Origin of the sequence: Massilia yuzhufengensis, from assembly GCF_900112225.1 — a bacterium.
Classification (GTDB): Bacteria; Pseudomonadota; Gammaproteobacteria; order Burkholderiales; family Burkholderiaceae_D; genus Telluria; species Telluria yuzhufengensis.
The window spans coordinates 130,864-157,124 of record NZ_FOLD01000002.1 but is presented as its reverse complement, the minus strand read 5'-3'; the positions used below and the strand labels follow the sequence as shown (position 1 = coordinate 157,124).

The window sequence follows — 26,261 nt, the reverse complement described above, 5'->3', positions numbered from 1 at the left end:
TACAATGTCGCCAGGGGTTGCGATGCTGCTTGTTTTACTGCTGTTGCGCCGCTGGATCGCCTGGATCCACACTACTGCGTCCGGTCTGTTTGGACGTTCTATTGCAGCGCACAAACGACACTATACAACAGATTGGAAATCTCTGCACGGACCGGTCAAGTTGTGCATGTGACGAAAAGGCCGGCATGGCGCCGGCCTTGATGTGAATCAACGCTGCTTGCGTTTGGAAGAGGTGTTGCGGGAAATGCGGTTCTTGCTTGGGCCGCCGGCCTTGGCCTTGTAGCGCGAGACCGAGGCCTTCACGCGCGGGGTGCGCTCGGCTTCGAAGGCCACCACGGCGTTGTCGATGATGTTTTCGGCGATGTCGCCGGCATTGCCTGCCGACACCTTCGGCACCAGGATGGTGGAGCCGGCCTTGATGGTCGATTTGGCCGGGATGTTATTGGCCTGGCGGATGATTTCCGGGGTGGTGCCGAACTTCGAGGCCAGCGAGGCGATCGAGACGCGGGCGCCGGTGATCTTGTGGGTGGTCCAGGTCGACAGCTCGCGGCCCCACTGGGCCAGGTTCAGGTGGAACTTCTCGGCGTTTTCCTTCGGCAGCAGGATCTTGGTCTTCTCGCCGCCGGTGATCACCGGCTTGTTGAACTGCGGGTTCAGCGCCTTGAACTCGTCGAGCGACATTTCGGCCAGCTGGGCCGCGACCGCCAGGTCGATGTCGCTGGTCTTGTCGACCGCGGTGAAGTAGGGCTGGTTGTCGATCGCCGGCAGGGCCACGTTGTACTGCGCCGGGTTGGCGATGATGTTCTTGACCGCCTGCAGCTTCGGCACGTAGTTGCGGGTCTCGGCCGGCATCAGGTCGGCCAGGCTCTCGAAATCGGTGGGCTTGCCGAGGGCCTGGTTTTTCTTGATGGCTTTCTGGACGTTGCCTTCACCCCAGTTATACGCCGCCAGGGCCAGTTGCCAGTCGCCGAACATGGTGTACAGGCGCTGCAGGTAGGACAGGGCCGCATCGGTCGAGGCCAGCACGCCGCGGCGCTCGTCCTTGAACATGTTCTGCTTGAGGTCGTAGTCCTTGCCGGTGCCCGGCACGAACTGCCACAGGCCGGCCGCGCTCGCAGTAGACAGCGCTTGCGGGTTGAAGGCCGATTCGATCACCGGCAGCAGCGCCAGTTCGGTCGGCATGCCGCGCTTTTCCAGTTCCTGCACCACGTGGTAGAGGTACAGCGAGGCACGGCCGGAGATGCGCTTGAGGCTGTCCGGACGGGCGCTGTAGCCCTTGGTGTGGCGAGCTACCAGCTGGTTGTCGAGGTCGGGAATGGCGTAGCCGCTGCGGATCCGGCCCCACAGGTCGGTTTCCCGGTATTCGTCGATCTTCAGGACGCCAGGGGTGGTGGACAGGGCAGGGCGGGTGGTCGGTGCGGTGGTGGCGGAGACTGCTGCCGCTGCGTTTGCAGCAGGCGCGGACTCGATTGCGTAGGTCATCGGGGCGGCCAACAGGGCCAGCGCGGCAGTCGCTAGGGTCTTGCGGATCATATCGTGCATCGCTTTCCAGTGTTGCGTCCAGGAACGAACGGGACAAGGTAAGGGGGCAGTGTACGTAGGCAAGCTTGAGTCAGTCAAGAAATATGTCCCCCTCGTTACAAATTTTTTCTGCCGCTTCAATTCTGAAAATTGACAACATGAAAACAGAACATGCCGTGAAATGCGGGCGAGATGGCAGCAATATCGCACAGAAGCACGTCGCTGATGGGAGCCGGGGCGGAACCGGGCCGTTTCCTGCGTAGACTAACGCCCAGGGGCGCTCCATCTATGAGGGCACGCAAAGAGTGCGTACAATCCGGCTTTCGCTTCCCGCGTTTTTTGATGAGTCGTTAACATGAGTACTGCAAACCTGAACGCCGACGATGACCAGGTCATCGCCGCCACCCGCGCATGGCTGGAGCGGGCCGTCATCGGCCTGAACCTCTGTCCCTTTGCCAAGTCGGTCTATGTCAAGGAGCAGGTGCGCTACGTCGTGTCGAACGCGACCACGCCCGAAGCGCTGCTCGAGCAGCTCATGGACGAACTGCAGCGCCTGTCCGACACCCCAAGCGAGGAGATCGACACGACCCTGCTGATCCACCCCTTCGTGCTGGGCGAATTCGAGGACTACAACGAATTCCTGGACGTGGCCGACGCCGCCGTGGAAGACATGCAGCTGGACGGCGAACTGCAAGTTGCAAGTTTCCACCCCGAATACCAGTTCGCCGATACCGATCCCAACGACATCACCAACTACACCAACCGCGCGCCTTACCCGATCCTGCACCTGCTGCGCGAAGACAGCATCGACCGTGCGGTCGAGGCCTTCCCGGAAGCGGCCGAGATCTTCGAGAAGAATATCGAGACGATGGAAAAGCTCGGCCACGAAGGTTGGGACAAGCTCGATGTCGGCCCGGCCTGAAGCGGGCGGCGCGCCGCCCGAGCGGCCGGACACGCCCTGCGTGGCGGTGTGCTCGACCACCTTTGACGATGTGTGCCGCGGCTGCGGGCGGACCGTGGCCGAGGTGGCGCACTGGGTGTCGATGAGCGCCGCGGACAAGGAGCGCGTGTGGGTGCGCATCCTGTCGGAGGGTTATCCGCGGCGAAATACGTAGGGTGGGCGGCTATGCCGCCCGCGCGTTACGAAATCCCCAAAAAATCGCGCTTGCCCAGCGGTACGCCGTTGTGCCGCAGGATCGCGTATGCCGTTGTCACGTGGAACATGAAATTCGGCAGCACAAACCCGGTCAGGTAGTCGTCGCCCCGTTCGAAGTGGCGCGCGCGCTCGCCGGCGCCGTGGGTCACCGGCCGCTCGCCGGACGCGTCGATCGCTTCCTGCGCCAGCGTCTCGATATAGCCCAGCGTCTTCGTAATGCGCTGCTGTAGCTCGGCGAAGGTCTGCTCGTTGTCCTCGTAGCGCGGGGCGTCGGCGCCGGCCAGGCGGGCGCTGGCGCCCTTGGCGAAGTCGGTCGCGATCTGTACCTGCTTAATAAGAGGGAACATGTCCGGGAACAGGCGCGCCTGCAGCAGGGCCGCCGGTTCGATCTTGCGTTCCAGCGCGTGGGTTTCGGCTTTTTCCAGCACCGCGGCCAGGCTGCCCAGCATTTTGCGGAACACCGGCACCGAGGCGGAATACATTGACAGGCTCATCTGTTACTCCTCTGAAAGATTCAATCATAACAAGTCTTGTCGCGTCCTGCCGACACCCGTAAAAATAGCGGCGCCTGCCGCGTTCAATTTGCTGACTTGTGACAATCTACCATGCATAATCGGGGCAATTCCATTGCCACCCGTAATGGCTGTGTGCCCCGCTGCAAGCCGGGGGCATGGCCGCACCCCATGCCCCTGCCACGATCACCACTACGCGGATTACCGGCCCGCTTGCGCAAGCTGTACGGCCGCTCGATCCACGGGGCGCTGCTGCTGGTGGTGTTCGGCGGGCTGGCGGTGCCGGCGATGGTCGGCGGCTACTTCCTGATCGGGGTGCAGGAGCGTGAAGCCACCGCCCGCACCCTGAATGACGCGCTGCAGCGCAATGCCGACATCCTGGCCCTGGGCATCCAGGAATCGCTGTGGGACATGAACCTGGATGCGGCGCGTTCGCTGGTCGATTCCTTCATGCGCGACCCGGCGGTGGTGCATATCGAGGTGCGCGGCCTGTCGCAGCTTGAAGTCATCAACCGGCGCGCGCTGCTGCCGCCGGGCACGCGCGCCTACCGCGCCGAACGCGACATCGTGGTGCGCGGCCAGGCCATCGGCCACGTGGCGATCGAAATGGGCGACTATTATTACCAGCAGGCGCTGCGCGCCAAGCAGCGCAACTACGTGCTGGTGCTGGCAATCCAGTTGGGGGTGTCGCTGCTGCTCATTGGCCTCCTGATCCGGCGCCGCCTGCTCTCGCCGCTGCGTACCCTCACCGGATTTTCCGACCGGCTCGCGCGCGGCGACTTCGATACCCCGCTGGCCTTGCAGGCCGACGACGAACTCGGACGCCTGGGTGGCCAGATGGAAGGCATGCGGATGGCGATCGGCCAGCTGTTCGCCGACATCGCCCGGCGCGAAGAGCAGTTCCGCACCATTGTCACGCAAGTGCCGGGCGCCGTGTTCCGCGCCCGCCCGGGCGGCCACATCGACTTCGTCAGCGACGCCATCGAGGAAATCTCGGGCTTCCCGGCCGAGCGCTTCATGCTGGCCACCACCGACGACTGGTCCAACATCATCCATCCGGAAGACCGGCGCATGCAGCGCCACGTGGCCAAGGATGCGCTGGTGTCGGGCATTCCCTATGAAGTCGAATACCGGATCGTCGACGCCGGCGGCATCGAGCGCTGGGTGCTCGAGAGCGGCCAGCCCCAGGGCGAGTGGGGCAGCCCCGATTTCCGCGTCGACGGCATCATCTACGACATCAGCGAGCGCAAGCACGACGAGATGCGCATCGAAGCGCTGCTCAACGAACAGGGCGCGATCCTCGACAACGTCATGTTCGGCGTGCTGTTCATCCGCGAGCGCCGCATCGTCTCGGCCAACCGCCGCGGCGAAGAGCTGTTCGGCTACGGCGACGGCGAGATGGCCGGCAGCTCCACCGAGATCCTGTTCCCCACCCGCGCCGCCTTCGAGCGCCTGTGGGCCGAGCGCTACCCGAAGATCGCCGCCGGGCCCGACACCGGCGAAGAACTGCAGCTGCGGCGGCGCGACGGCTCGCTGATCTGGCTGCTGGTGAGCGGCTGCGCGCTCGACGCCGCGCGCCCGCACGAGGGCAGCATCTGGGTGTTCGCCGATATCACCGAGCGCAAGCTGGCCGAGGAAAAGCTGCGCCTGTCCGCCACCGTGCTCGAACACATCGCCGACGGCGTCATGGTGCTCGACGTGGGCGGGCGCATCGTCGCCACCAACCCGGCCTTCACCCAGATCACCGGCTATACCGAAATCGAGGCCGTCGGCCAGCATTCGAGCCTGACCCGCGCCACCCTGCGCGACGAGGCGCAGTCGCAAGGCCTGTGGCGCGACCTGCTCGACGCCGGCTTCTGGCGCGGCGAGCTGTGGGAAACCCGCAAGAACGGCGAGGTCTACCTGGAGTCGCTCACGGTGTCCGCCGTGCGCGACGACGACGATGCGGTCACCCACTACGTGTGCGTGTTCAGCGACATCACCAAGGTCAAGGAATCGCAGGACAAGCTCGACCACCTGGCCCACCACGACCCGCTCACCGCGCTGCCGAACCGGCTGCTGTTCCACGACCGCCTGCAGCACGCCATGGTGCGCGCGGCGCGCGAAACAGCCCAGCTGGCGGTGCTGTTCATCGACCTGGACCGCTTCAAGAACGTCAACGACACGCTCGGCCACCATGTCGGCGACGAGCTGCTCAAGCAGGTGGCCGCGGCCCTTGCCGGCTGCCTGCGCGAGGACGACACGCTGGCGCGCCTGGGCGGCGACGAGTTCATCGTGCTGCTCGAAGGCGTCAACGGCGCCTCGGGCACGGCCCATGTGGCCGACAAGCTGGTCAAGCTGTTCGAGCAGCCGTTTACGGTGTCGGGCTACGAGCTGTTCGTCACCGGCAGCGTTGGCGTGAGCCTGTTCCCGCAGGACGCCACGGACCTGAACATGCTGGTCCGGAATGCCGACGTGGCCATGTACCAGGCCAAGGCGCGCGGCCGCAACGGCTACCAGTTCTATGCCGCGTCGATGAGCGGCGAAGGCCTGGAGCGCCTGCGGCTCGAAGCGCTGCTGCGGCGCGCGATCGAGAAGAACGAGATCTACCTGCACTACCAGCCGCAGGTCGACATCGCCACCCGCCAGCTGATCGGCGTGGAAGCGCTGGTGCGCTGGCACAACCCGGAGCTGGGGCAGGTAGCACCGGTGCGCTTCATCCCGGTGGCGGAAGACACGGGCTTCATCAGCCAGCTGGGCCAGTGGGTACTGGCCGAGGCCTGCCGCCAGATGATATGCTGGGATACGGCCGGGCTGCGGGTGCCCAAGATGGCGGTCAACCTGTCGGTGCGCCAGTTCGAGCGCGGCAGCATCGCGCCGATGGTGGCCTCGGTGCTGCAGGAAGCCGGGCTGGAAGCGCAGCGCCTGCAGCTCGAAGTGACCGAGTCGGTGATCATGAATACCGGCGACGCGCTGGGCTACGTGAACGACCTGCGCGCGGTCGGCGTGGGACTGGCGATCGACGACTTCGGCACCGGCTACTCGTCGCTGGCCTACCTGAGCCAGCTGCCGGTGCAGACCCTGAAGATCGACCGCAGCTTCATCCAGGATATCTCGACCGACGCCAACGACGAGGCGATCGCGGTGGCGATCATCCAGCTCGGCAAGAGCCTGAACTTGTCGGTGGTGGCGGAAGGCGTGGAAAACGAAGAACAGGCGGCCTTCCTGCTGCGGCACGGCTGCCGCCACGCGCAGGGCTACCTGTACAGCCGGCCGGTGGCGCCGGACGACCTATTGGCACAGTGGGGACAAGGACACGATGAACATGAGGCTGGAACAACCGTCCCAGGCTGACGAAGCACCGGCGCAGGACGCGCCCCCACGCAGCGGCGTCTCACGGCGCCGTTTTCTTTTGGGTGGCGTGCTGGCCGGCGGCGCCCTGCTGGTGGGTTGGGGCGCCCAGCCGCCGCGCCAGCGCCTGCACACGGCCGCGCCGCTGCCGGTCGATGCGGGTACGGTTGCCCTCAACGGCTGGATCGCCATCGCGCCGGACGGCACGGTGTCGGTGGTGGTGCCGCGCAGCGAAATGGGGCAGGGCGTGCATACCGCGCTGCCGATGCTGGTGGCCGAAGAACTCGACGTGGCGCTGGCCTCGGTGCGCGTGCTGCAGGCCCCGATCGACAAGATCTTCGCCAACATCACGGTGCTGCGCGAGAACCTTCCTTTCCATCCCGATGACACGGGCGCGCTGCGCCAGGGCGCGCAGTGGATGCTGGCCAAGATCGGGCGCGAGCTGGGCATCATGTTTACCGGCGGCTCCACCAGTGTGAAAGATGCCTGGGCGCCGATGCGCGAAGCGGGCGCGGTGGCGCGCGCCATGCTGCTCAAGGCGGCGGGCGAAGCATGGAACACACCGGTGGCCCGGCTGGCGACCCGGGACGGCTTCGTGCTGCATCCGGACGGACGGCGCGCGGGCTATGGCGCGCTGGCGGCGCAGGCGGCCCGGGTGGGCGCCGGCATCGACAGCGCGGATGTACGCCTGAAACAGCCGGGCCAGTTCCGTCTGATCGGCCAGCCCGCGCCGCGCCTGGACAGCCGCGCCAAGTCGGACGGCAGCGCGCGTTTCGGCATCGACGCGCGCATTCCCGGCATGGTGTATGCGGCGGTGAAGATGTCGCCGGTGATCGGCGGGGCGGTGGCGTCGTTTGACGCGGCCGCGGTGGCGTCGATGCCGGGCGTGCTGCAGGTGGTGCCGGTCCCTGGCGTTCCCGGCGAGCGCAGCGGCGCCGGCGCCGGCGTGGCGGTGCTGGCGTCCAGCTGGTGGCAGGCGCGCCAGGCGGCGCAGGCGCTGCCCGTCACCTGGAACGAAGGCGCGGCGGCGCGCCTGTCGAGCGAAGCGGTGTTCGGCGAGTTCGCGCGGGCGCTGGACGAGGACAGCGGCTACGTCTACCACGAGAGCGGCACCCAGGACGTGGCCGGGGTGGCGCTGTCCATCACGGCCGAGTACCGCGCGCCCTACCTGGCGCATGCGGCGCTGGAACCGGTGAACTGCACCGCGCAGGTAGCAAACGGCAAGGTGCGGCTATGGGCCTCGACCCAGGTGCCGAGCATCGCGGTGGACGTGGCCGCGCGCGTGGCCGGCGTGGCGCGCGAGGACGTGGCGATCGAGGTGATGCTGCTGGGCGGCGGTTTTGGCCGCCGGCTGGAGGCCGACATGGTGGCCCAGGCCGTCGCCATCGCCATGGCGGCAGGCGGCAAGCCGGTGCAGCTGGTCTGGACCCGCGAAGACGACACCACGCACGACGTCTACCGCCCGGCCGCGCTGGCGCGCTTTCGCGCCCACCTCGACGCCGATGGGAACATCCTGGCCTGGGACAACAAGTCGGCCGGCGGCGCCATCGGCCACCAGTATTTTCCGCGCAACCTCGGCTTGCCCGGCGTGGGGCCGGACCGCACCACCGCCGAGGGCGAGTACGACATGCAGTACGACATCGCGAACCAGCGCATCGAACACGTGATCGTCGACAGCCCGGTGCCGCTGGGTTACTTCCGCTCGGTGGGCCACTCGCACAACGCCTTCTTCAAGGAGGGCTTCCTGGACGAGGTGGCGCATGCCGGCAAGCGCGATGGCGTCGCCTTGCGGCGCGCGCTGCTGGCCGGGCAGCCGCGCGCGCTGGCGGTGCTCGATGCGGCAGTCGCACGGGCCGGGCAGCCGGCGCCGGGCCGGGCCCACGGCGTGGCGCTGCACCGCTCCTTCGGCAGCACGGTGGCCCAGGTGGCCGAAGTGTCGGTGGCGGGCAAGGAGATCCGCGTGCACCGGGTGGTGTGCGCGATCGACTGCGGCCTGGTGGTGAACCCGAACATCGTGGCCCAGCAGGTGGAGTCAGGGGTGGTGTTCGGCCTGTCGGCGGCGCTGCATGGGGAGATCACGCTCAGGGATGGGCGCGTGCAGCAGTCGAATTTCGGCGACTACCCGGTGCTCAGGATGGCCCAGGCGCCCGAAGTGGAGACCATCATCATGCCGAGCGCCGCGCATCCGGAAGGCGTGGGCGAAGCGACGGTGCCGCCGATCGCGCCGGCGGTGGCGGCCGCGGTGTTCACGCTCACCGGGCAGCGGCTGCGCAGCCTGCCTTTGCGGCTGGCTTAGGCTGCCAGCAGCGCGCGCAGGTTGCAGTCGCGCTGCCAGCCGCGCCGCTCTTCGCTGGAACTGGCCCAGCGCGCCATCTCGTCCGGCGCCTGGGCCGCCTGCGCCTGCACCAGGCGCTCGGCCACGGCGCCGTCGGGCAGCACGGTGCCGAAGAACGCCACCGTATCGCCGCGCTGCACCAGGAGGGTCGGGAAGTTGTCGACGTCGAGGTCGCCCACGATGTCGGACTGGTCTTCGATGTCGATCCACACGAAGGTCTTGTCCGGGTGGCGCATGGCCAGCTCTTCGAAGGTGGCGCGGTAGGTCGAGCAGGTGCCGCACCAGGCGGCGCACAGGCAGGCGACCGTCAGGGCGTCGCCCTGCATGGCGCTGGCGACGTCGTCGCGGTTGGTGGAATCCAGGGTCAGACTTTGCATGAGCCGGATTTTACCTCGCTTCGGGCAGGCGGCGTGGATCGGGGCCCGCCGAGCGGGTAAAATAGCGGCATGCCTACCATCCTCGCCATTGAAACTTCGTCCGAGCTCGCCTCCTGCGCGCTGCTGGCCGGCGACCACGTGATTTCTCGTTCCACTTCCGGTGTGCGCACCCATTCGCAAGCCATCCTGCCGATGGTGCAGGAGCTGCTGCGCGAAGCCGGTGTCAAGCTGGCCGATGTCGACGCCATCGCCTTCGGCGCCGGTCCCGGTTCGTTTACCGGCGTGCGCACCGCCTGCGGCGTGGCCCAGGGCCTGGCCTTCGGCGCGGGCCTGCCGGTGCTGCCGCTGGTGACCCTGGCGGCGATGGCCGAGGCCTGCCGCGCGCGCACCGGCGCGCTGGACGTGCTGGCGGTGCTCGACGCGCGCATGAACGAGGTGTACTGGGCGCAGTACCGGTATCAAGGCGGTCACTGGATCGAGGTCTCGCCGCCCGCATTGTGCGCGCCGGACGCTCTTGAGCCGCTCGCGGCCGAAGGCCTGGCAGCCTGCGGCAACGGCTTCGCCGTCTATCCGGAAGCGTTTGCCGGCAAGGCCTTCGCGGCCGGCGCCATCGGCGACATCCTGCCGCATGCGCGCGAACTGGCGCTGCTGGGCGTCGCGGCGCTGGCCGCGGGGCTGGCCGTGCCGGCGGCCCAGGCCCAGCCGCTCTACCTGCGCAACAAGGTCGCCTATACCAGCGCCGAGCGCCAGGTGATCAATGCCGCGAAGGCCGGGGCATGACGGTACTCAACGCGACCGCCCAGCTCACGTTCGCGCCGATGACGGCGGGCGACGTCGACGAGGTGCATGCGCTCGAATGCAGCGTCTTTCCGCACCCCTGGAGCCGCGCCAATTTTTCCGATTCGCTTGCCAGCGGCTACGACGCCTGGGTGGCGCGCGATGCGCAGGGCGCGCTGGCTGCCTATTACCTGCTGATGTACGCGGTCGATGAAGCCCACTTGCTCGACGTGGCCGTGGCGGCCGGCAGCCAGCGCCAGGGACTCGGGCGCCACCTGCTCGACCGGATTGGCGCGCGCGCGAAATCGCAGGGCATGGAATCGATCCTGCTCGAAGTGCGCCCGACCAATGAACGTGCGCTCGAGGTCTACCGCCGCTATGGGTACCGCGAGATCGGGCGCCGCAAGGGCTATTATCCGGCGCATGCCGGGCAGCGCGAGGATGCCATCGTGATGAGGATCGCCCTGTGAACCGGTTGAGCGAGCGCGACGCGGCCTTCCTGGCCGAGATGGGGATCGGGCCGCTGTGGAAGCTGCGCGCGGTAGCGGATGCCGCAACGCAGGCTGACATCCCTGAAGCCGCCGCGCCGGAAACCCCGGCAGCCGCGCCGCAGCCGCTGGCGCCGCCGCCCATGCCGCGCCAGGTCGCCGAGCGCGTGGTGAAGCCCGCCTGGACGCCGCCCGTGAACGACAACAGCGCATGGGGCGCCGAGCCCGCGCCGGAACAGGTCGACGTCTCCACCCTCGACTGGGCCGGCCTGCGCCTGGCGATCGCCACTTGCAAGCACTGCAGCGCCTGCAGCGAAGGCCGTAAGCCGGTGCTGGGCGCCGGCGCGCGCCAGGCGCGCTGGCTGGTCGCCGCCGGCACCGCCAGTGCGGCCGACGAAAAGGCCGGCCAGCCGATGACCGGCGAGCCGGGCAAGCTGCTCGACAATATGCTGGCCGCGGTCGGCATGTCGCGCGAAACGGACGTGTATGTCACGTCCCTGGTCAAGTGCCGTCCCGTCAACGCCAAGGGCGGCGACCGTGCGCCCACCGCCGAGGAAGCGGCGGCCTGCCGTCCCTTCCTGGAGCGCGAACGCGCGCTCACCGGCGCCGGGGTGGTGCTGACCATGGGCCAGGTGGCGGCCAACGGCCTGCTCGGCCAGCCGCTCGCGGAGCCGCTGGCCGGTTCGCGCGGCGCCGTGCATCGCCTGGGCGACGTGCCGATGGTGGCGACCTTGCACCCGGCCGAGCTGCTGCAGCGTGGCCATGACAAGGCCCTCGCATGGGCCGACCTGTGCCGCGCCAGGGCGCTCGATGGACACGCGGGCTGAAAGCTACCAGCAAGGCTTCCACCGCCGCTGGGGCCAGCTGCGGCGCCCGCGGGTGCGCGCGCTGGCCTGGCTGCTCGACGCCCCCGACCTGCTCGACGCGGCCGATCCGCAGTGGGCGGGCCGCATCGCTTCCACCGGTCCCGCAAGCCCGGAACTGAGCGCCTGGCTCGGCGCGCTCGACCACGATCCTGCCGCGCTCGACGAAGCGCTCGGCCCGCGCGTCTACACCCGCCTGGGCCTGTACGCCGAGAAGCTGATGGCTTTCTACTACCAGCAGCACGGCCGCCTGGTCGCCCACGGCCTGCAGGTGCGCGCCAACCGCAACGACACCGTCGGCGAGTTCGACTTCCTGCTGGAGCACGGACCCGATGCGCTCGAGCACATCGAATTGGCCACCAAGTTCTATCTGCTGGACGGGGAGGGCAGGTCGCCGCAGGACTGGCAGCTCAGCGCCCTGGTCGGCCCCAACCTGGCCGACAGCCTGGGCCTGAAGATGCGCAAGGTGTTCGAGCGCCAGCTCGAACTGGGCGCGCATCCGGCCGCGCAGGCGCTGCTGCCGCGCCCCGTCGCGCGGGCGCGGGCGCTGGTCAAGGGCTGGCTGTTCTATCCGGCCGGGAGCTGGCCGGCCATGCGCGGGATCGCCGCCGGGCATTGCCGCGGGTTCTGGTGCGCCCTGGCCGAAGTCGGCCAGCTGGCCGGCGACGCCTTTGTCGTGCTGCCCAAGCTGCAGTGGCTGGCGCCGTTTCGCAGCACCTCGGCCGCGGTAATGAACCGCGCGCAGCTGCATGCGGAATTATCGGCGCAGTTCGAAACGAATTCCACGCCGGTGCTGGTCGCTGTGGTGCGCGAAGGGCCGGGCTATGTGGAAGAGGTGGAGCGCGGCTTCATCGTGCCGGACGACTGGCGCGAGCGCGCCGCGGCAAGGCGGATGGTCACGTAGGGTGGTCGGCTCCGCCGACCGCGCGTTCAACTGGTGCAAGCACTGTTTGAACGCGCGGTCGGGGAACCCGACCACCCTACGGTAATACGTAAAACATTCAGTTTGCGGCCCTGTGATACGCGCCGTGTATCAGTGCTTGTGCTCGCCGATCAGCGCCAGCGAATCGTGCTCGCGCTGGTTCGCCGCATGGCGGCGTCCGATGAAGTACATGATGCCCGCCACCGACAGCCCGAACATGACCACGATGATATCCAGGTCCAGGTTCAAGGTGATCATGATGGCGTACAGGGCCAGCATGGTCAGGATCGACAGGTTCTCGTTGAAGTTCTGCACCGCGATCGAATGCCCCGCGCTCATCAAGACGTGGCCGCGGTGCTGCAGCAGCGCGTTCATTGGCACCACGAAGAAGCCCGACAGGAAGCCGATGAGGGTGAGCAGCGGGTAGGCGAAGTTCACCGAGGTCACGAACACCATGCTGCACACCACCAGGCCCATGATGATCCCGAGCGGGATCACGGTGAGCGATTTGCGCAGCGGAATCATGCGCGCCGCCATGACCGCGCCCAGCGCCACGCCGATGGCGACCACGCCGATCAGGTTGGTGGCTTTATCGAGCGGCATGTGCAGCGAGCGCTCGGCCCATTTCAGCACGATGAATTGCAAGGTGGCGCCGGCGCCCCAGAACAGGGTCGTCACGGCCAGCGAAATCTGGCCCAGCTTGTCGCGCCACAGGGTGGCCGAGCAGTTGGCGAAGTCGGCGATCAGCTTGGCAGGATTGCGCTCCTGGTGCTCGTAGCGCGCGCCGGTGTCGGGGATGCGCAGGTTGAACAGGGCGGCCAGGATGTAGATGCCCACCACCACCGCCATCGCCGCTTCGGCGCCGGTGTCGATGCCGGTACTAATGCCCGGCAAGTCGAAACTCAGGAGCCAGGCCGAGCCACGTTCGCTCACCAGGGTGCCGCCCATCACGGTGCCGAAGATGATCGACATGACGGTCAGGCCTTCGATCCAGCCATTGGCGGGAACGAGTTTTTCAGGCGGCAGCAGTTCGGTCAGGATGCCGTACTTGGCCGGCGAATAGACGGCTGCGCCGAAGCCCACCACGGCATAGGCCAGCAGCGGGTGCACCGACAGGAACATGAGCGCGCAGCCGAACACCTTGACGATGTTCGCGATGAACATCACGCGGCCCTTGGGCAGCGAATCGGCGAAGGCGCCCACGAAGGCGGCCAGCAACACGTAAAAGAGGACGAAGGAAAGCTTCAGCAGCGGAGTCAGCGAAGCCGGGGCATTCATCGACGTCAGCAGACTGATCGCAACAAAGAGGAGCGCATTGTCTGCCAGCGACGAGAAAAACTGCGCCGCCATGATGGTATAAAAACCACGGTTCATTCTAAAAGAGTAAAAGCTGGTCCGAGTTGCTTTATACCATGAATGGGTCGCGCTCCAAAAGAAAACGCGCCTTGTCAGCGACGCGGTTTTGCCCTGTCCGGTAAAATAGACCCTTTCGAAAACCGCCGGTTTTGACGATGCCACGCCCGCTTTCCGCCACCATTCACCTCGACTCGATGCAGCACAACCTGGCCCGTGCCCGCGCATGCGCGCCGCATGCCAGGATATGGGCGGTGGTCAAGGCCAACGCCTACGGCCATGGCCTCGAGCGCGCCATGCGCGGCTTCGCCGGCGCCGACGGCCTGGCCCTGATCGAGCTCGAGAACGCAGTGCGCCTGCGCGAGGCCGGCTGGAGCCGCCCGGTCCTGCTGCTGGAGGGGTTTTTCGACCCATCCGATGTGCCGCTGCTGGCCGAACACAATATTAATAGCGCGGTCCACAATATAGAGCAGGTCAAGATGCTGGAATACACCCAGCTCTACCGCCCGATCGACGTGCACCTGAAGATGAATACCGGGATGAACCGGCTCGGCTTCCGGCCCGACGAATACGCGGCGGCCTACCAGCGCCTGCGCGCCATCCCGGGCGTGCGCAACATCACCCACATGACCCACTTCGCCAATGCCGACGAGCTGGAGCACCCGCGGCTGACCATCGCCGAGCAGGTGCGCCGCTTCCAGTTCGGCGCGGGCGACCTGGCGGGCGAGCGCAGCCTGTCCAATTCCGGCGGCGTGCTGCACCAGGCCGAACTGGGCGACAGCCTGGCCAACGACTGGGTGCGACCGGGCGTCATGCTCTACGGCGGCACCCCGGGCGGGCGCAGCGCACTGGACTATGGCCTGCGCCCGACCATGACCCTGCGCTCCGAGATCATCGGCATCCAGCAGATCGAGGCCGGCGACACGGTCGGCTACGGCAGCCGCTTCGAAGCGAGCGGCCCGATGACGGTGGGGGTGGTGGCCTGCGGTTACGCCGACGGCTACCCGCGCCATGCGCCGCACGGCACCCCGGTGGTGGTCGACGGCGTGCGCACCACCCTGGTCGGGCGGGTCTCGATGGACATGATGACGGTCGACCTCACCCCGATCCGCAATGCGCGCATCGGCAGCAAGGTGCTGCTGTGGGGCGACGGCCTGCCGATCGACGAAGTGGCGCACAGCGCCGGCACGATCGGCTATGAACTGATGTGCGCACTGGCAGGCCGGGTGCGCGTACTTGAAGGAAGAATGGGAACCGATGGCTAAGGCAAGAACCGCTTTCACCTGCAGCGAGTGCGGCGCCACCACCAGCCGCTGGGCCGGGCAGTGCCCCGACTGCAAGGCCTGGAACACGCTGGTCGAAACCGTGGTCGAGACGGGCGGCGTCAACCGCATGTCGCAGACCCAGCATAAAAGCCTGGCCCAGACCGCGCCGGTGCTCTCGCTCAAGGACATCGACGCCCTCGACGTGCCGCGCTTCGGCACCGGCATCGAGGAATTCGACCGGGTGCTGGGCGGCGGCCTGGTGGCTGGCGGCGTGGTGCTGATCGGCGGCGACCCCGGCATAGGCAAGTCGACCCTGCTGCTGCAGGCGCTGGCCAACCTGGCCGCCACCCGCAACACGCTCTACGTGTCGGGCGAGGAATCCGGCGCCCAGATCGCGCTGCGCGCGCGCCGCCTGTCGGTCGATTCGTCCGACCTGAACTTCCAGGCCGAGATCCAGCTCGAGAAAATCCTCGGCACGCTGGCCGACCTGAAGCCCGAAGTGGCGGTGATCGACTCGATCCAGACCCTGTATTCCGACGCGCTGACCTCCGCCCCCGGTTCGGTGGCCCAGGTGCGCGAATGCGCGGCCCAGCTCACCCGCCTGGCCAAGCAGACCGGCGTGACCATCATCCTGGTGGGCCACGTGACGAAGGAGGGTGCACTGGCCGGCCCGCGCGTGCTCGAGCACATCGTCGACACCGTGCTCTACTTCGAGGGCGACACCCAGAGCAGCTTCCGCCTGGTGCGCGCCATCAAGAACCGTTTCGGCGCGGTGAACGAGCTGGGCGTGTTCGCGATGACCGAAAAAGGCCTGAAAGGGGTGTCCAACCCGTCGGCGCTGTTCCTGTCGCAGCACGACAACCAGGTGCCGGGTTCCTGCGTGATGGTGACGCAGGAGGGGACGCGGCCCTTGCTGGTGGAAATCCAGGCCCTGGTCGACGCCAGCCACCTGCCCAACGCGCGCCGCCTGTCGGTGGGCCTGGAGCAGAACCGGCTGGCGATGCTGCTGGCGGTGCTGCACCGCCATGCCGGCATCGCCGCCTTCGACCAGGACGTGTTCATCAATGCGGTGGGCGGCGTCAAGATCACCGAGCCGGCGGCCGACCTGGCCGTGCTGCTGGCGATAAATTCGTCGATGCGCAGCAAGCCGCTGCCGCGCGGGCTGGTGGTGTTCGGCGAAGTCGGCCTGGCCGGCGAGATCCGTCCGGCCCCGCGCGGCCAGGAGCGCCTGAAGGAAGCGGCCAAGCTCGGCTTCTCGATCGCCATGATCCCCAAGGCCAATGTGCCGAAGCAGAAGATCGAAGGCATGACCATCGTCGCGGTCGAGCGTATCGACGAAGCCTTCACCAAGCTGCGCGAGTTGGACTGATGCGCCGTCCCGCTCCTGTCATGCCGCCTGTTTCATCTCCTGATCGATTGGTATAACACGTGTTTGCAGAACAAAGAAAATCCGAACGCAAGGTGCTGCGTACCCGCGCCAGGGTGCTCATGGAGGGCCAGCCCCCTGCCAGCGGCCGCACCAGCGACCTGGGCGCCAATGGCGTGAGCATCAGCCTGCCGGACCCGCTGCTGGTCGGCCAGGCCGGCCAGGTCAGTTTCGACCTGCTGGTCGAGGGCAAGCTGGTGCCGGTCACGGCGCGCGCCAAGGCCTTGTACTGCATCTTCAGCGGCGGCGAGTTCAAGGTGGGCTTCCAGTTCCTGAACCTGGAACTGTCGGCGATGACGGCGGTGGCGCGCTTCCTGCGCTGACCCGGAAGGGCAGGGCGGCGCAATGCAAAACGGCGAGTGCCCTTGGGCCTCGCCGTTTTGTCGCTTGATGACATGGGCCCGGAGATCCGGGCCAGCACTATTCGTGATAGTGATCGGTGAGGCTTTGCTTACTGCCACGCACTTCCTGGTAAATCTCGAAGGCGACCAGTCCAGCCAAGCCACTAAGTATGCCAAATACCATAACACTGAACATATACGTTAACGCTTTTCAGCATCCCCTCCCTATGAAAGATGACGATTTCAGCTTAGCAGCTTGCTTCGTATTTACAAGGTAGCCAAGGCACTGCGGGCGGGATTATTTTCATACCAGGCGTGCCCATCAGCACGATCGTGGAGCCCGCGTTTCAATCGCGTGCGGCAAGGCCGGAAACTGCGCCAAGATAGCGCCGCTGCGCCCGCGACTCCCCGCCGATTCCCGAATTATTACATCTGTCATGAACTTGTCATAATCGGCCAGTAGACTTCGCAGCGTCAATGAACCGGGCCCCGCCCGAGCCTCTTTAAGGATCCATCATGCGCATGAAGCACCTGTTTGTCTCCATCGCCATCGCCGCCGCCAGCTTCTCCGCCGCTTCCCAGGCTGCCAACATCACCGGCGCCGGTGCGACCTTCCCGTATCCGATCTACGCCAAATGGGCCGAGATGTACAAGGCCACGTCCGGCAACGGCATGAATTACCAGTCGGTCGGTTCGGGCGCGGGCATCAAGCAGATCAAGGCCAGGACCGTCGATTTCGGCGCCTCCGACATGCCGCTGCCGGCCGCCGAGCTGGCTGCCGCCGGCCTGTTCCAGTTCCCCGCCATCATGGGCGGCGTGGTTCCGGTGATCAACCTGCCGGGCACCACCCCGGGCCAGCTCAAGCTGACCGGCGCCGTCCTCGCCGACATCTTCCTGGGCAAGATCACGATGTGGAATGCGCCGCAGATCGCCGCCCTGAACCCGGGCATCAAGCTGCCGGCCACCGACATCACCGTCGTGCACCGCGCCGATTCGTCTGGCACGTCCTTCCTGTGGACCGATTACCTGTCGCAGACCAGCCCCGAATGGAAGACCAAGGTCGGCGCCGGCACCACCGTCAAGTGGGCGGTGGGCGTGGGCGGCAAGGGCAACGAAGGCGTGGCCTCCAACGTCCAGCGCATCAAGGGCGCGATCGGCTATGTCGAGTGGGCCTATTCCAAGAAAAACCGCATGCAGCACACCCAGCTCCAGAACAAGGATGGCGCCTTCCTGCAGCCAAGCGACGACGGCTTCATGGCCGCCGCCGCCAAGGCCAACTGGGCCGGTACCCCGGGCTTTGCCGTGGTGCTGACCAACCAGGCGGGAAAGGCCAGCTGGCCGATCACCGGCGCCAGCTACATCCTGCTGCACAAGAGCCAGGCCGATGGCGTCAAGGGCAAGGAAGTGCTGAAGTTCTTCGACTGGGCCTATAAAAACGGCGACGCCGCAGCAAGCGAGCTGGACTACGTGCCGATGCCGGACACCGTCACCAAGCTGGTGCAGGATGCCTGGCGCGCCAACGTGAAGGATGCCGCCGGCAAGGCGCTCTGGTAATCCACCCCCACTGCACAGGACAGGGCCGGCTGCGTTCATCATGCATCGGCCCTTCCGTTCGCCAGAATGATTGACAAAAAACCATGAGCGCACACGCCTCCGTACCACTCGATAAGCTGGCCAGCCAGGCCGATATCGAGGCCGATGCCCGCCAGCACGCCGCCCTGCGCAACACCATGCGCAACCAGCGCATCCAGGACTTCCTGTTCCACAAAGTGACCCTGCTGTTCGCCGCCTCGGTGCTGCTGGTGCTGGTCGGGATCATTGTTTCGCTCGCCATCGGCGCAGCCCCGGCCTTCCGCGAATTCGGCCTCGGCTTCATCACCACCGTCGAATGGGATCCGGTGGGCGACAAGTTCGGCGCCATGATCGCGATCTGGGGCACGCTGGCCACCTCGATCATCGCCCTCAGTGTCGCCTTCCCGATCAGCTTCGGCATCGCTCTGTTCCTCACCGAGATCTGTCCGGCCTGGCTGCGCCGCCCGCTGGGCACCGCGGTCGAGCTACTGGCCGGCGTACCCTCGATCATCTACGGCATGTGGGGCTTCTTCGTGTTCGCGCCGCTGTTCGCCGACCATGTGCAGCCGCTGCTGAAAAGCACCCTCGGCCAGGTCCCGGTGATCGGCCAGCTGTTCCAGGGCCCGATGATGGGCATCGGCATCCTGACCGCCGGCCTGATCCTGGCGATCATGATCATCCCCTTCATCGCCTCCGTCATGCGCGACGTGTTCGAGATCGTCCCGACCGTGCTGAAGGAATCCGCGTATGGCCTGGGCTGCACCAAGTGGGAAGTGGTGCGCAAGGTCGTGCTGCCCTACACCCGCAACGGCGTGGTCGGCGGCGTCATGCTGGGCCTGGGCCGCGCGCTGGGCGAGACCATGGCCGTGACCTTCCTGATCGGTAACGCCCACGGGCTGTCCTGGTCGCTGTTCTCGGCCGGTAACTCGATTTCCTCGACCCTGGCCAATGAATTCAACGAAGCCACCACGCCGCTGCACTCGTCGTCGCTGTATGCGCTCGGCCTGATCCTGTTCGCCATCACCTTCATCGTGCTGTCGGCAGCCAAGCTGATGCTGGCCGGTATGTCCCGCAAGGAAGGAACCAAGTAATGGATAACCCAGTCAAGAACCCCGTCTACCGCAGGCGCCTGCTGGCCCACCGGATCGGCATCGTGCTGTCGGTGTCGGCGATGGGCGTCGGCCTGGCCTTCCTGGCCTGGATCCTGGCCACGCTGCTCATCAACGGCTTCGGCGCCCTGTCGCTGAGCATGTTCACGGGCGACACCCCGGCCCCGGGCAGCCCGGGCGGCTTGCGCAACGCCATCGTCGGCAGCCTGATGATGGTCGGCCTGTCGACCCTGGTCAGCACCCCGGTCGGCATCCTGGCCGGCATCTACCTGGCCGAATACGGCGAGAACAACCGGTTCGCCCAGGTGACCCGTTTTGTGACCGACATCATGCTGTCGGCGCCCTCGATCGTGATCGGCGTGTTCGTGTACGCCCTGTATGTGACGAAGACCGGCAATTTCTCGGGTTTCGCGGGTTCGATCGCGCTGTCGCTGATCGCGGTGCCGGTGGTGGTGCGCACCACCGACAATATGCTGCGCCTGGTGCCCACCAGCCTGCTCGAGGCGGCCTACGCGCTCGGCGCCCCGCACTGGAAAGTGGCGATGCTGGTGCGCCTGCGCGCCGTCAAGGCCGGCGTAATCACCGGCGTGCTGCTGGCCGTGGCCCGGGTGTCGGGCGAGACCGCGCCGCTGCTGTTCACCGCGCTGAACAACCAGTTCTACAGCAACGACATGACTTCGCCGATGGCCAACCTGCCGGTCGTGATCTACCAGTTCGCGATGAGCCCTTACGACGACTGGCGTTCGCTGGCCTGGGGCGGCGCGCTGCTGGTCACCTTCACCGTGCTCATGCTCAACATCGTGTCGCGCACCCTGTTCAGCCAGAAAACTCCACGTTAATTTACCTAGATAACAGTGATGAACCAACTCATGTCCAACCCGGCCGCTGGCGCTGCCAAGACCAAGACCATCGAGATCGAGGGCCTGAACTTCTTCTACGGTAAGACGCAGAGCCTGAAGAATGTGTCGCTCGACGTCCACGACAAGCAGGTGACGGCCTTCATCGGCCCGTCGGGATGCGGCAAGTCGACCCTGCTGCGCACCCTGAACCGCATGTACGATTTATATCCGGGCCAGCGCGCCGAAGGCTCGATCATGTACCGCGGCCGCAATATCCTGGAGCCGGGTGTCGACGTCAACATGCTGCGCGCCAAGGTCGGCATGGTGTTCCAGAAGCCGACCCCGTTCCCGATGTCGATCTACGACAACATCGCCTTCGGCGTGCGCCTGTACGAAAACCTGTCCAAGGGCGAGATGGACGAGCGTGTGGAATGGGCGCTGAAAAAGGCGGCGCTGTGGGAAGAAGCCAAGGATAAGCTCAACAAGAGCGGCCTGTCGCTGTCGGGCGGCCAGCAGCAGCGCCTGTGCATCGCGCGCGGCGTGGCGGTGAAGCCGGACGTGCTGCTGCTCGACGAGCCGACCTCGGCGCTGGACCCGATCTCGACCGCCAAGATCGAAGAGCTGATCAGCGAACTGAAGCAGGATTACACGATCACCATCGTGACCCACAATATGCAGCAGGCCGCGCGTTGCTCCGACTACACCGCCTATATGTACCTTGGCGAGCTGGTGGAATTCGGCGAGACTGACCAGATCTTCATGAATCCGGCCAAGAAAGAAACCCAGGATTACATTACCGGTCGTTTCGGCTGATCACGCAATAACAACACTACAGACTTTGGAGAGCAGTAATGACAGGCGAGCATTCATCCAAGCAGTATGACCAGGAACTCGAAGCCATCCGTTCCAAGGTGCTGCTCATGGGCGGCATGGTGGAAACCCAGTTCGAGGCGGCGCTGGAATGCTTCCGCGTGGGCGATTCGGCGCGCGCCGACCGCGTGATGGCCGACGACCAGGCCGTCAACCAGCTCGAAGTGCAGCTCGACGACGCCTGCAGCCACCTGATCGTGCGCCGCCAGCCAACCGCCAACGACTTGCGCACCGTGATGGCGAGCATCAAGGTGATCACCGACCTCGAACGCATCGGCGACGAGGCCTCGAAGATCGCGCGCACGTCCAAGAGCCTGTACGAGCGCGGCGGCAGCACCTTCGCCCACTACGACATGATCAAGACCATCGCGAAAGCCACCTGCGAGCTGCTGCACAATGCGCTGGATGCGTTCGCGCGCCTGGACGGCAAGCAGGCACTCGAGCTGATCGCGGCCGACGAAGGCATCGACCACGAGTTCCGCACCATCCTGCGCAACCTGATCACCTTCATGATGGAAGACCCGCGCACGATTTCATCGGCGCTGGACACCTTGTGGGTGGCCAAGGCCATCGAACGCATCGGCGACCATGCCAAGAACATCGCCGAATACGTGATCTACGTGGTCGAGGGCCGCGACATCCGCCACAGCAAGCCGCTGGCGACCGAACAACCGGCGCCGTAAACATGGCCGACAACACGAGCGTCCTGGTGGTCGAAGACGAACCCGCGATCGTCGAACTGGTGAAGTATTCGCTGCGCGAAGCCGGCTGGGACATCCGCACCGCGGATACCGCCAATGGCGCCTGGGACAGCATCTCGCACGGCAAGCCCGACCTGGTGCTGCTGGACTGGATGCTGCCCGACCAGAGCGGCCTGCGCCTGCTCTCGCGCCTGCGCGCCGACCGCGATTTTCAGGAAATCCCGGTCATCATGCTCACCGCAAAGAGCATGGAAGAGGACAAGCTGGCTGGCCTGAACACCGGCGCCGACGACTACGTCACCAAGCCGTTCTCGCCGCGCGAATTGCTGGCCCGCTCGCGCGCGCTGCTGCGCCGCAAAAGCCCGCACCTGTCGGAAGCGCCGCTGCGCGCCGGTAGCGTGGTGCTGGACCCGAACAGCTGCACGGTGAGCGTGGACAACGCGCAGATCGAGATCGGCAACGCCGAGTACAAGCTGCTCAAGTTCATGCTGGCCCACCGCGAGCGCGTGTTCTCGCGCGCCCAGCTGCTCGACAAGGTGTGGGGCGACCACGCCGTGATCGAAGAGCGCACCGTCGACGTGCACGTGCTGCGGCTGCGCAAGGCGCTGAAAAGCGCCGATGGGCTGATCCGCACCGTGCGCAGCGTCGGCTACATGCTGTCCGAGAAGTGAAGGGCGCGCCATGAGTCCGAAGGTGCTGTTCTGGGTGCCGGCGGTGCTGCGGCTGGGGATGGTGTTCGCCGCGGCCGGCGTGGTGTGGTGGATGTCCGGCCTGGTCGAGGCGCTGGTGTTCGCCTTGGCTGGCGTGGTGATCGCCCTGTTCGTCCAGCTGCGCTACCTGCACGAGCTGGGCGAATGGCTCAACGATCCCCACAGCAGCCGGCTGCCGGACGGGTGGGGCGCCTGGACCGACGTGTTCGCGCGCCTGTACCGGCTGCGCCGCGAGGACGAGCGCCACCAGGCCGAGATGGCCGAATGGCTGGCGCGCTTCCGCCAGGCCATGCAGCTGCTGCCGGAAGGCGTGGCCATCATGGACGACGTGCTGTTCCTGGAATGGTGCAACGAGGCGGCCGAACGCCACCTGGGCCTGACCATGGCGCGCGACAAGGGCCTGCGCGTGACCAACCTGGTGCGCCATCCCGAATTCATCGACTACGTGATCCTGGGGCGCTACGAGCAGCCGCTGACCCTGTCCTTCCGCGGCCGCAAGCTCGAATGCCGCATCATCCCGTTCGAGAACCGGCGCCAGATCCTGGTCACCCACGACGCCACCGATACCGAGCGGATCGAAGCGATGCGGCGCGACTTCATCGCCAACGCCTCGCACGAGCTGCGCACGCCGCTCACCGTGATCGTCGGCTTCCTGGAAATCGCGATGTCGGACCCGGGCCTGGACGTGGCTACCCGCACCGCCCACCTGTCCTTGATGACGGAACAGGCCCACCGCATGCAGCGCCTGATCGGCGATATGCTGACCCTGTCGCGCCTGGAGTCGGACGAGTTCCCGTTCCGCCGCGAGCGGATCGACATGCGGGCGCTGGTAGAGTCGGTGGCGACCGAAGCCAAGGCGCTGTCGGGCGGGCGCCACCAGGTCGAGGTCCAGTTCGACGGCCCCGACGTGATGGGCAGCCTGGAAGAACTACGCAGCGCCTTCGCCAACCTGGCCTCGAATGCGGTGCGCTACTCGCCCGACGGCGGCACCATCCGCATGGCATGGACGCGCGGCCCGGACGACCTGCGCTTCGCGGTACAGGACTGCGGCATCGGTATCGAACCGATCCACATCCCGCGACTGACCGAACGTTTCTACCGGGTCGACAAGAGCCGCTCGCGCGACACCCAGGGTACGGGGCTGGGACTGGCGATCGTCAAGCACGTGCTGCTGCGGCATGGCGGGCGCTTGATGATCAGTTCGGTGCCGGGCAAGGGCAGCAGCTTTACGGCGGTGTTGCCGAATACGTCGCTGCCGGGCTGAGCGCGATTGCGCTTCTACAAGCGTAGCGCTCGGCATGTCTGAAATATTGTGATCCGGCAATAGGCGCAAAGTGGGCGGGGGTAGATTGCCTATGCAGGCAATCGCCCACTCTCCACAACTTCCCCCGCCGACATGACCTACACCCTCTACCTGCCTTCCGGCCGCGTCCCGCTCCTTTCGGTTCCCCTGGCAGCGGCCTGCCTTGCCGTGATCGTTCCGGCCGCAATCGTGTATGCCTGGCTCCAGCTGCAGGTGCCGGCCGTCCTCGGTTTTTTCGTCGCATGCCTGTTTGCCCTGTTCATGGCGAGCGGCGTCAAGCGCGTCTGCGCGCTTGGCAAGCTTAGGCATCCGGGCTGGATGGGGTGGGCCGGCATTCTCGTCGGCCTGGGCGGCTGGTATGTGCAGTGGGCCGCCTGGGCAGCGCTGCATGCCGGCAGTCACGACCTTGCCGGTGTCCTGCACATGGCGATCCATCCCGCCGAGGTCGCCGGCCATGCACTGGATGCAGTCTGGCCGGCGCAAGGGGGCGCACGCTACCTGGTGGCCGCCTCCTGGCTGGGCGAATTCTGGATGCTGCTGTTCTTCCCCCATTACATGGGCAAGATGCGGGCGGAAGAAGTGTTCGACGAGGCTGCCGGCGCGTGGGCCAGGTATGAAGAATTGCCCAACAAGTTCAAGCCGGTCGGCCAGCCCGACTTGCTGCGCGTCTTTTCCGAACGCGGACAAACCCTGGCGCACATCCTGCACGTCGAAGCCGACGAGGCGAGTACACAATTCGCGAGATTGCGGGTTTATCGGCTGGCCGGAAACGAGCAACTGGTGTCGATTGTGAACGTTGAGGTAAAGGGGAAAGAGGGCGCTGAAAAAATCGTTGAAAGCTGGCCCGGGAAGTACCTGTACGTGCCGACGCCTGAACTGGACCAGCTGCTGGCCACGACAGCCGGTACTGCCGAGGTGGATCCCCCCGAACTGGCAGAAGCAATCGAGCGTCTCCAGGCCGGTGACGCGGAAGCGGCTTTCCAGGCAGCGCTGCCATTCATTGCCGCCGATGAGCAGTGCCTGTATTGCGACGCCAACCGCATCTGCGCCCTCGCTTGCTCGCAGCTGGAACGTTGGACCCAGGCGCTGGCCTACTGGCAGGCCCTGTTCTCGAAAGAAGCGACCGCGCACAATGCCCTGCAGGTCGCCACCAGTGCCGTGATGGCGAACGAGCCTGCCCACGGGGCTGCCTGGGCAGAAACGGCACACACGATCAACAAGTCGTCGCGCGAAATGCCCAGCATCAGCATCATCACAGGCATGCTGAGTGCTCTGTCCAGGGCCGGTCACCATGGCAATGCCATGCCTTTCCTGGAGGAGCTCAAGAGCATCTATACCCAATTGCAGGTGACCGACCCCACCGTATTGTTCGCGCACCGGATGCCCCTGTTTCACGTCTTCCTCGAAAAGAGCACGCCCATTGTCACCGACGTGCTGGGCGTGCAAGGCGGGAGGAGCTGGTTTGCGTCGATGCTCCCCCACCTCGATGAGCGTGGAAAGGCAGAGCTGAGCGCCTGGCTGGATCGGGAAAGCACGCCGGCCTAGGTATCCCTGTTCCTGCTGATCATGCGTCCGGTTTTCTACGAGCCGTCGGGACGGGTCCCGGCATCGATCGCCCTCGTGCTCGTGTGCGCTCTTGCCGGCGCCGGTATCGGGGCACTCCCGTACGCCTGGCTGTCCTCGGGCGACGACTGGGTCTTTATTATCCTGGGCGCATGGATATTCGCGCTCTGGCTCGCCTTTCTCGTGAAGTCTGCCTGCCATCTGGCGAAAATTCGAAACCCTGGCGTGATGAGGCAGTTCGGCTTCGTGGTCGGCGCGGCGGGGTGGGCCGGCCAGTGGATCTTCTGGATCGTGTTCGTGTCCTACGGCCCAGTGCGCAATATGCCGGGCCTTTCCCTGGCGATTCCCGTCGCCGACCTGCTGGCGGACCCGGGCACCTTCCTCCACGCACTGCGCATGGTCCTCGCTGCCAGCGGTTGGTTCGACGATGCGTTTTACATGCTGGTGAGAAGCATGTTTTGGTGTTGTGAACTGAGCATGTTATTGATGTACCCGGGCCAGGCGGGCCTGGCGTACGCGGGCAAGCCGTTCTGTGAAGCGTCGGGCCGGTGGATCCCCCCGACCATGCTGCCGCAGAACTTCACGGCGGATATCTTGCCAGGAAGCCGGACCCATTTCTCGGGGCATCCAGACCAGCTGCTCAATGCCCTGTCCCCGCTGAAGAGTGCACGGCCCTGCTATGCGAAGGTGACGTTTTACACGGGAAAGACCGGCATATTCATGTCCGTCCAGGTCACCAGGCGCTCGTTCGTTGGTGGCCAAGAAAGGGTGGACGAGGAAATGCTTGTCGAATACCTCCGCGTGCCTGCAACGGACGTCGAACTCTTTATGCAGCGCTTGTCCATGCGGCCGCAAGCCAGGGCCAGATCGCGCAGGCAGAAGGCAAAGCGCGCCGCGGTGAAGAAGACGCAGGCATCCAGTTAGCGGC

24 protein-coding genes are annotated in these 26,261 nt (G+C 66.1%); 20 read left to right on the top strand and 4 right to left on the bottom strand.

Going from position 1 to position 26,261, the window contains the following annotated elements:
• Positions 1-207: 207 nt before the first annotated feature.
• A complete protein-coding gene (locus tag BM031_RS02605) occupies positions 208-1,542 on the bottom strand; it encodes a transglycosylase SLT domain-containing protein (protein ID WP_177207634.1) in 1,335 nt (444 codons plus the stop codon).
• Between the two features lie 334 nt (positions 1,543-1,876).
• Here BM031_RS02605 and BM031_RS02600 point away from each other — a divergent pair, with 334 nt between their 5' ends.
• A complete protein-coding gene (locus tag BM031_RS02600; RefSeq protein WP_091870710.1) occupies positions 1,877-2,443 on the top strand; it encodes a DUF1415 domain-containing protein in 567 nt (188 codons plus the stop codon).
• The gene (locus BM031_RS02595; protein WP_091870708.1) at positions 2,427-2,636 is read left to right on the top strand and encodes a DUF1289 domain-containing protein; all 210 of its coding nucleotides are present in this window, start codon (positions 2,427-2,429) and stop codon (positions 2,634-2,636) included. The genes BM031_RS02600 and BM031_RS02595 overlap by 17 nt, the downstream gene beginning before the upstream one ends.
• A gap of 25 nt (positions 2,637-2,661) precedes the next feature.
• On the opposite strand, the gene BM031_RS02590 is transcribed toward BM031_RS02595, so the two are convergent.
• Positions 2,662-3,171 (bottom strand): DUF1993 domain-containing protein, encoded by a 510-nt coding sequence (locus tag BM031_RS02590; protein WP_091870706.1) that lies wholly within the window; start codon positions 3,169-3,171, stop codon positions 2,662-2,664.
• 231 nt (positions 3,172-3,402) lie between these two features.
• Here BM031_RS02590 and BM031_RS02585 point away from each other — a divergent pair, with 231 nt between their 5' ends.
• Positions 3,403-6,522, top strand: coding sequence for a bifunctional diguanylate cyclase/phosphodiesterase (locus BM031_RS02585; protein WP_502500395.1), 3,120 nt, complete (start codon positions 3,403-3,405; stop codon positions 6,520-6,522).
• Positions 6,494-8,815 carry a xanthine dehydrogenase family protein molybdopterin-binding subunit gene (locus BM031_RS02580; RefSeq protein ID WP_091870701.1) on the top strand — a complete coding sequence of 774 codons (2,322 nt, stop codon included), beginning with the start codon at positions 6,494-6,496 and terminating at the stop codon, positions 8,813-8,815. Before BM031_RS02585 ends, BM031_RS02580 begins: the two co-directional genes overlap by 29 nt.
• Here the strand turns inward: BM031_RS02580 and BM031_RS02575 are convergent.
• Entirely contained in the window at positions 8,812-9,231 is a 420-nt protein-coding gene (locus BM031_RS02575) for a thioredoxin family protein (RefSeq protein ID WP_091870700.1), read from the bottom strand. The two genes, BM031_RS02580 and BM031_RS02575, sit on opposite strands and share 4 nt — an antisense overlap.
• A 69-nt stretch (positions 9,232-9,300) precedes the next feature.
• Between BM031_RS02575 and tsaB the strand changes: the two genes are divergently transcribed.
• The 4 genes from tsaB to BM031_RS02555 are packed head-to-tail and all read left to right on the top strand — an operon-like array spanning position 9,301 to position 12,263.
• Positions 9,301-10,011 (top strand): tRNA (adenosine(37)-N6)-threonylcarbamoyltransferase complex dimerization subunit type 1 TsaB, encoded by a 711-nt coding sequence (tsaB, locus tag BM031_RS02570; protein WP_091870697.1) that lies wholly within the window; start codon positions 9,301-9,303, stop codon positions 10,009-10,011.
• A complete protein-coding gene (gene rimI / locus BM031_RS02565; protein WP_091870695.1) occupies positions 10,008-10,478 on the top strand; it encodes a ribosomal protein S18-alanine N-acetyltransferase in 471 nt (156 codons plus the stop codon). Before tsaB ends, rimI begins: the two co-directional genes overlap by 4 nt.
• The gene (locus tag BM031_RS02560) at positions 10,475-11,323 is read left to right on the top strand and encodes a uracil-DNA glycosylase (protein ID WP_091870692.1); all 849 of its coding nucleotides are present in this window, start codon (positions 10,475-10,477) and stop codon (positions 11,321-11,323) included. Before rimI ends, BM031_RS02560 begins: the two co-directional genes overlap by 4 nt.
• Positions 11,307-12,263 (top strand): DUF1853 family protein, encoded by a 957-nt coding sequence (locus BM031_RS02555; protein ID WP_091870690.1) that lies wholly within the window; start codon positions 11,307-11,309, stop codon positions 12,261-12,263. The genes BM031_RS02560 and BM031_RS02555 overlap by 17 nt, the downstream gene beginning before the upstream one ends.
• A gap of 129 nt (positions 12,264-12,392) precedes the next feature.
• Here the strand turns inward: BM031_RS02555 and lplT are convergent, their stop codons facing one another.
• The gene (gene lplT, locus BM031_RS02550) at positions 12,393-13,655 is read right to left on the bottom strand and encodes a lysophospholipid transporter LplT (RefSeq protein ID WP_091870687.1); all 1,263 of its coding nucleotides are present in this window, start codon (positions 13,653-13,655) and stop codon (positions 12,393-12,395) included.
• Positions 13,656-13,792: 137 nt separating this feature from the next.
• Between lplT and alr the strand changes: the two genes are divergently transcribed.
• The 12 genes from alr to BM031_RS02490 all read left to right on the top strand — a co-directional run bounded on the left by alr (position 13,793) and on the right by BM031_RS02490 (position 26,257).
• On the top strand, positions 13,793-14,899 hold the full coding sequence (gene alr, locus BM031_RS02545; RefSeq protein ID WP_091870684.1) for an alanine racemase: 1,107 nt from the start codon (positions 13,793-13,795) through the stop codon (positions 14,897-14,899).
• The gene (radA, locus tag BM031_RS02540; protein WP_091870681.1) at positions 14,892-16,268 is read left to right on the top strand and encodes a DNA repair protein RadA; all 1,377 of its coding nucleotides are present in this window, start codon (positions 14,892-14,894) and stop codon (positions 16,266-16,268) included. Before alr ends, radA begins: the two co-directional genes overlap by 8 nt.
• A 59-nt stretch (positions 16,269-16,327) precedes the next feature.
• Entirely contained in the window at positions 16,328-16,648 is a 321-nt protein-coding gene (locus BM031_RS02535; protein WP_091870679.1) for a PilZ domain-containing protein, read from the top strand.
• A gap of 534 nt (positions 16,649-17,182) precedes the next feature.
• Positions 17,183-18,220 (top strand): phosphate ABC transporter substrate-binding protein PstS, encoded by a 1,038-nt coding sequence (pstS, locus tag BM031_RS02530; protein ID WP_091870677.1) that lies wholly within the window; start codon positions 17,183-17,185, stop codon positions 18,218-18,220.
• A gap of 83 nt (positions 18,221-18,303) precedes the next feature.
• Entirely contained in the window at positions 18,304-19,329 is a 1,026-nt protein-coding gene (gene pstC / locus BM031_RS02525) for a phosphate ABC transporter permease subunit PstC (protein ID WP_091870674.1), read from the top strand.
• Positions 19,329-20,186 (top strand): phosphate ABC transporter permease PstA, encoded by an 858-nt coding sequence (gene pstA / locus BM031_RS02520; protein ID WP_091870672.1) that lies wholly within the window; start codon positions 19,329-19,331, stop codon positions 20,184-20,186. Before pstC ends, pstA begins: the two co-directional genes overlap by 1 nt.
• 18 nt (positions 20,187-20,204) lie before the next feature.
• The gene (gene pstB / locus BM031_RS02515) at positions 20,205-20,999 is read left to right on the top strand and encodes a phosphate ABC transporter ATP-binding protein PstB (protein WP_091870669.1); all 795 of its coding nucleotides are present in this window, start codon (positions 20,205-20,207) and stop codon (positions 20,997-20,999) included.
• A gap of 38 nt (positions 21,000-21,037) precedes the next feature.
• Positions 21,038-21,739 carry a phosphate signaling complex protein PhoU gene (phoU, locus tag BM031_RS02510; protein ID WP_091870667.1) on the top strand — a complete coding sequence of 234 codons (702 nt, stop codon included), beginning with the start codon at positions 21,038-21,040 and terminating at the stop codon, positions 21,737-21,739.
• A 2-nt stretch (positions 21,740-21,741) separates the two neighbouring features.
• Positions 21,742-22,428 carry a response regulator gene (locus BM031_RS02505; protein WP_091870664.1) on the top strand — a complete coding sequence of 229 codons (687 nt, stop codon included), beginning with the start codon at positions 21,742-21,744 and terminating at the stop codon, positions 22,426-22,428.
• 10 nt (positions 22,429-22,438) lie between these two features.
• Positions 22,439-23,731, top strand: coding sequence for a phosphate regulon sensor histidine kinase PhoR (gene phoR / locus BM031_RS02500; RefSeq protein WP_091870662.1), 1,293 nt, complete (start codon positions 22,439-22,441; stop codon positions 23,729-23,731).
• A 132-nt stretch (positions 23,732-23,863) separates the two neighbouring features.
• Positions 23,864-25,315, top strand: coding sequence for a hypothetical protein (locus BM031_RS02495; protein WP_091870659.1), 1,452 nt, complete (start codon positions 23,864-23,866; stop codon positions 25,313-25,315).
• A gap of 21 nt (positions 25,316-25,336) precedes the next feature.
• Entirely contained in the window at positions 25,337-26,257 is a 921-nt protein-coding gene (locus BM031_RS02490; protein WP_091870656.1) for a hypothetical protein, read from the top strand.
• The last annotated feature ends 4 nt before the right edge of the window (positions 26,258-26,261 follow it).